Annotated in this window: 5 protein-coding genes and 1 pseudogene; 1 reads left to right on the top strand and 5 read right to left on the bottom strand. The window is 64.6% G+C overall.

Annotated elements, in window-relative coordinates; genetic code table 11:
- The 5 genes from EOA86_RS25015 to EOA86_RS24995 all read right to left on the bottom strand — a co-directional run.
- A partial coding sequence (locus tag EOA86_RS25015) for a DUF3306 domain-containing protein (protein WP_164891960.1) occupies nucleotides 1-313 on the bottom strand: 313 nt, incomplete at its 3' end.
- The gene (locus tag EOA86_RS25010; protein WP_128344120.1) at nucleotides 310-822 is read right to left on the bottom strand and encodes a DUF3305 domain-containing protein; all 513 of its coding nucleotides are present in this window, start codon (nucleotides 820-822) and stop codon (nucleotides 310-312) included. The genes EOA86_RS25010 and EOA86_RS25015, both read right to left, overlap by 4 nt.
- 13 nt (nucleotides 823-835) lie before the next feature.
- Nucleotides 836-1852, bottom strand: coding sequence for a DUF6352 family protein (locus EOA86_RS25005; protein WP_095518961.1), 1017 nt, complete (start codon nucleotides 1850-1852; stop codon nucleotides 836-838).
- Nucleotides 1849-2391: a DUF6505 family protein gene (locus EOA86_RS25000; protein ID WP_128344118.1), complete on the bottom strand. Its 543-nt coding sequence runs from the start codon at nucleotides 2389-2391 to the stop codon at nucleotides 1849-1851. The genes EOA86_RS25005 and EOA86_RS25000 overlap by 4 nt, the downstream gene beginning before the upstream one ends.
- Entirely contained in the window at nucleotides 2382-3119 is a 738-nt protein-coding gene (locus tag EOA86_RS24995) for a biotin/lipoate--protein ligase family protein (RefSeq protein ID WP_127209323.1), read from the bottom strand. The genes EOA86_RS25000 and EOA86_RS24995 overlap by 10 nt, the downstream gene beginning before the upstream one ends.
- A gap of 102 nt (nucleotides 3120-3221) precedes the next feature.
- Here EOA86_RS24995 and EOA86_RS24990 point away from each other — a divergent pair.
- Nucleotides 3222-4097: pseudogene (locus tag EOA86_RS24990) on the top strand (4Fe-4S ferredoxin); the annotation flags it as partial.

Raw genomic sequence — 4097 nt, 5'->3', positions numbered from 1 at the left:
GATCACGAATTGCCGGATCGAGCGACCACATCCTGCGCAATGCGGCGCGCTTCAACATCTTGGGCACGCCTTTGCGCAGGAAGGCTGAAAGGTCGCTTTCGGCGGTCAAATCCTCAACACGGGGGAGGGGCTCGGCAGGCTCGGCGGCCTCCGGCTCCGCAATTGCTCGTGCAAGCTGCTCCCCAACACCCGCTGGCGCCACAGCTTCGTCAGGCGCAAGCTGATCCTTCTGCGGCTCCGCAGTCGCGCTGTAACGCGCCGCCTGTTTTCGGCGCGACCAGCGGGCGAAGACATTGTCATTTCCCGCGCTCATTCGGCATCATCCATCGTTCCGGAGCGAGGACCGCGCCTCGCCAGGGCATTGCTGTCCGCCCGATCGCGCTTGCGCTTGATGAAGGGACGCTCAACGTGATGCGTCTCGATGAAGGCGGCCACCCATTGCTGAAGCTCGATCGGCATAGGCACGGCCTCGATGATGTCGGGGCCAGCTTCTGTCAGCGACTCGCCTTCGAAAGGGTCAGCGGTCACCAGGTGCAGCACAACTCCGGGTGGAGCAGGGCTCGACCGGAGCGCGATCCAGAGGCTAGGCCGCCCCGAACGGAGGTTGTCCCGGTACATGCCCGTGTCGCACCCGAAGAGCTCGAGCTTGAAAGTTCCGGCATAGAAACGCGTCAGGCCGTCGGATTCGTGCAGCACTGACCATGGCGCCGCGCACGGCGCGCCCGCCAACACGGCCACGGGCACCCAGACATGGTCGACCCACGGGCTGTTCAGAGCCCGTCGCTCGACGATCACCCCGACTTCCGCAGTCTCCCGCACCATGGCACCAAACCTCCTAATTCACCGTCCCCGGGGCGCGAAACGGCAGGCCTGCGATGAGGTTCTGCGGCTTCATGCGGATCGTTCGGTCGGCGGTCATGGCCATTATGAGCCAGACGGGCCTGGCGCCCACTGCCGGCTGAACTTCGCCTGTGTCGGAAAAGCTGAGCCGGAATAGTGCAACGACGCGCTTTGCTGTCTCCGCGTCGAGTTCGCCGCCGGCCCAGAGCGTATTGCCGATGCGGGTCGCTTCGGCGTCGAGGCCGACGAACCAGGCCCAGTCCTCGTCCTCGATCCGCTCCACCGGCTCGATCTCCACGCCCACTGCAACAAGATGGCGAATCCAGATCTCCATTGCGGTCGCGAGGCCGCGCCGGGCCGGACTCCGGGCGCTGCCGAGCTTGAGCACCATATCGAAAGCGTCGCTCCTGGCGAAGTAACTCTCGGGATTCTTATCGTCGAGTATCTCGAGTTCCGTGACAGCTGGACCACCAAGCATGTTGAGGAGCGGCGAGGCATGGCGGTTCTGTTCATGCAGTTCGATTGTTTCGGCATCGGCGAGAAGCACAGCCCCCTCGTGAGACGTCACGCGTTGCGGCCGATAAAACAGCTCGGCGGCTCGCAGAACGCAGGCGTCATGCTGACCGTCCAGCGCATTGCGCAGCACGACCTGGGCAAGCTGGTTCATGAACAGCGGGGGGATATTTTCCGCCGAGCCGCGCGCCAGCGCGAGGTATGCGGCTTCGAGTGAGGGAGCGGCCAGCACATGATCGCGAAAGGCAATCATGAACTGCCAGTTCTCGCGCGCATCCGGATCCTCCAAGGCGGCGATCTCCTCCTTTGCGACCGGCCGGCGCGGATGATGCATCAAAAGTTCGTGATGCAGGCGCAACTCCGCCGGGCAGGCGGATTCGGGGGGGAGAAGCTCTGGCCGGGCAAAATATGCCTTCAGAAAGGAGTCGGTCACGAGCAGGCGCCCGGCCTCATCTCTGTCGAGAAGGTGATGACCGGAGGAAATCCAGAAATCCTTCACTTCTGCCTCCCGGCGAATGCAAAGAGATCGAACTTTTCCGTCGACGCGTCTTCACCCTCGATTTCGACGAAGCGGAATGCCGTTGCCGGCTCCAGCCGGCTCGCCTTACGATGCAGGGTGCGGAACGACTCTCGGATGCCGGCCTGTTCGCTGGTGCGGTTGACCCCAATCAGCGTGTTCGGCGGGTGGTCGCACAGCGATTGCGCGAAGGCGATCTCCTCTTCGGCGGCGACGCGCGCCGTTTCGATGTCCGGCGCACCGCATCGCACCACAAGCTGCTCGGCCAGCCGATCGACGGCTGCCGCGCGGTCAAGCGCGGTCGCGTCCGTGACCACGACGAGGGTGGACCAGCCGAAGCTGTCAATGCCGAGGAACCCGGCGCGGAACGCCTGCCGATCCTTGCCGGAAAGCGTGGCGGTATCGGCGCCGAAGAACAGGAAGGTGCCGGTCACCGCCCATTCGCCTGGTCCTGCAGCGCGCGAATAGACAAACGTGTCCGAAGCATCGAGACGGATCGTTCGCGGCAGCTTCAAATCCATGGCGTTCCCGTCCTCGGATCGAGCCAGGAAGGCCTGGCAAGCGCTTCGGCCAGCCTTTTTCGCTCGCCAAGCCTTTGAGAGGCCATATGGGAAATCAGTAGATCTCCGTTACCGGCAAGCTCTGTATGCTCATCGCCCTTTCGGGGCAGCCGGTCGAGCCAGCGGCTGGCGATCGAACCGAAGCCGGTGTCGCTCCATTCGTGTAATGCGGCCATCAGATGGCGGGAGAAGCTCGCAACGATCTCACCGGCATCGAGCGCAGCGAAGCCTAGTTCGTCAAGCGCGCCAAGCAGCGGACGCAGACCGGGTTCGTCGGCGCGGATGACGGCAGTGCGGATCATGCCTGAGAAGACGAGCCAGTCGGGGATTTCGTGCTCCCGTGCCCCTTCCGGCCAGCCCAGGCGGGCGCCGCCGACGAGAACTCCGTCGACGCGAATAGTGCCTGGCCAGTCGAAGGTGATGGGCCGCGACGGCGGAGCATGGACGGCAAGCGCATCGGCGAGCGCGTTCATGCCTGCATAGATCGCGCGACGCGCTTCCTCCAGGGGCTCCTCAGGCTCAAGCACCACGGCGAATTCGGCCAGATCGTAGCGGCGCACCCAGGCGAGCGTGCCTGCGCCTTCCTCTGCCGCGATCGCGCAGGCATGCGCGAAGGCGTCGCCAGCCTCTCTCAGCGGCACGAGGCTGTAAGGCGGTGGCAGTTGGAGGTCGCTGACAGATGGGCGCATAGTGCCGATCCATATTTTGATGACGGCGACTGTAATGTCTTTATAATACTTCCAAGGAAGAGGCGCTACCGCGTGGGCAAGGAAGATGCCACGGGAGTCGGAATGAGCCTGGCCAAACAACCCACGGTCCTGGTCTGCTCCTGCGAGCGGAGCATGCCGGGCTTCGGCGCCAGCGTCGCCCGCGGATGCCCGGGCGCACGGGTCGAGGCGGGGGACCAGTTCTGTGGCGCGGAGCTCGACCGGGTGCGCAGCGCCCTGAGCAGCGGCGGAGCAGTCACCATCAGCTGCACGCAACAGGCGCCGCTTTTCGGCGAGGTCGCCGAGGAACTCGGTTTCGCAGGCGATCTGGTTTTCGCAAACATTCGCGAGACGGGGGGCTGGTCGCAAGGCGCTGCTGCTGCCGGCCCGAAAGCGGCGGCCCTGCTCGCTATGGCCGCCGAACCCGCTTCGGCGCCCGCGCTCGTTACGCTTTCGAGCAATGGTGTCGTCCTGGTCTATGGCTGCGACGCGACGGCGATCGATGCGGGCCGGCAACTTGCCGAGAAGCTGGACGTCACGGTGTTGCTTAGCCGTCCGGGCGAAATTGCGCCGCACCGGGTCTGGGATTTTCCCGTCATGCAGGGCACGATCCGCAAAGCGCGCGGGCATCTCGGCGCCTTCGAGCTGACGGTCGACGATTTCGCGGCGCCCAATCCATCTTCGCGCGATCGGCTTCGCTTCGGGATATCGCGCGATGGAGCCGTCTCGAACGCCGACATCATCCTTGATCTCTCCGGCGGAGTTCCGTTTTTTCCTGCCCATGAATTGCGCGACGGCTACGTGAAGGCCGATCCCGGCGATCGCGCCTCCGTCGCCACTGCGATCGCAAGGGCTGCCGACTTGGTGGGCGAGTTCGACAAGCCGCGCTTCATCGATTTCTCCGCCGATCTGTGCGCCCATTCGAGATCGCGCATCACCGGCTGCACGCGGTGCCTCGAC

This window comes from Mesorhizobium sp. M5C.F.Ca.IN.020.32.2.1, from assembly GCF_004023105.1.
Classification (GTDB): Bacteria; Pseudomonadota; Alphaproteobacteria; order Rhizobiales; family Rhizobiaceae; genus Mesorhizobium; species Mesorhizobium wenxiniae.
This window is presented reverse-complemented; position numbering and strand designations above follow the sequence as displayed.

What these genes read in the sequence shown, in the direction of transcription:
- EOA86_RS25010 (WP_128344120.1), bottom strand. Translation starts at nt 822, where the DNA reads ATGGTGCGGGAGACTGCGGAAGTCGGGGTGATCGTCGAGCGACGGGCT.
- EOA86_RS25000 (WP_128344118.1), bottom strand. Translation starts at nt 2,391, where the DNA reads ATGGATTTGAAGCTGCCGCGAACGATCCGTCTCGATGCTTCGGACACG.
- EOA86_RS24995 (WP_127209323.1), bottom strand. Translation starts at nt 3,119, where the DNA reads ATGCGCCCATCTGTCAGCGACCTCCAACTGCCACCGCCTTACAGCCTC.